This is a genomic window from Salicola sp. AFF1 (genome assembly GCF_056783195.1).
The window spans coordinates 1-1,125 of the sequence record NZ_JBXAYL010000099.1 but is presented as its reverse complement, the minus strand read 5'-3'; the positions used below and the strand labels follow the sequence as shown (position 1 = coordinate 1,125).

The 1,125-nt window shown below is 58.6% G+C and carries 1 protein-coding gene; it reads left to right on the top strand.

What is annotated here, in order from left to right:
- Positions 1-92 precede the first annotated feature (92 nt).
- Positions 93-1,125, top strand: a 1,033-nt coding sequence (locus tag AC1RQI_RS16875) for an IS110 family RNA-guided transposase (protein WP_481905775.1), incomplete at its 3' end; no start/stop codon positions are given.

Sequence of the window (1,125 nt, the reverse complement as noted above, 5' to 3'; positions counted from 1 at the left end):
CAATGGGATGGACTCCTCCTCACCTAACCGGCATCGAAGTGCCAAAATGGTGAGTGAACAGTCAACCATCGTGAAGATGAGGAGAAATCCAGATGAACATTATCCGCGTCGGTGTTGATATTGCCAAGTCAGTATTCCACGTCCACGGCGTAGACCGTCACGGCCAAACCCAATGGCAAGGCAAGTATTCTCGTAACAAGTGGCTTGATGCGATCAGCAAACGAGTGCCCGCCGGTGCGGAGATTGGCATGGAGGCTTGTGCTTCCGCCCACCACTGGGCGCGGGAGCTTCAGCGCCGGGGGTATCAGGTCCGGCTGATCGCAGCCCAATTTGTCAAACCCTACGTCAAGAGCAACAAGAATGATCGGGTGGACGCCGAGGCTATATGCGAAGCCATGAGCCGTCCGAACATGCGTTTTGTTGCCCCCAAGACGGTTGCCCAGCAGGACATCCAGGCCGCACACCGTATCCGTGAGGAGCTTGTGGGGCAGCGCACGGCCAAAGCCAACCAGATCCGAGGCCTGGTGGGCGAGTACGGCATCGTGGCTCCAGCAGGCATACAGCAGTTGCGTCGGGCATTACCAAGATGGCTTGAAGACGTCGAGAACGGGCTTAGTGACAGCTTCCGGATTCTGCTCAATGGGCTGGCTGATGATCTGCGCCACCTCGATGATCGCATCAAAGCGCTTGATGATCGCATCACTGAAAGTGTCAAACGAGATCCTGTAGCAACGCGGTTGATGACATTACGCGGTGTCGGACCGCTCACAGCCAGTGCCTTGTCAGGTGCGCTGGGGGACGGGAAGGCCTTCCGCAAGGGGCGTGACTTCGCCGCCTCTGTCGGATTGACACCCAGGCAACATAGCACCGGCGGGCGGGATCGCCTTTTGGGGATCAGTAAGCGCGGCGACAGTTACCTGCGCAAACTGCTCGTTCATGGAGCACGGGCCGTGTTGCGCCATGCCGATGGCAAAGACGACAAACTCAGTCATTGGCTGAAAGGCCTTGCCTCGCGCAAGCATGCCAATGTGGCAGCGGTGGCATTAGCCAACAAAACAGCCCGCATTGCCTGGGCACTGGTGCACAACGAGGCGGCCTATGACGAAGGGCTGGCAGCGGCTGGCG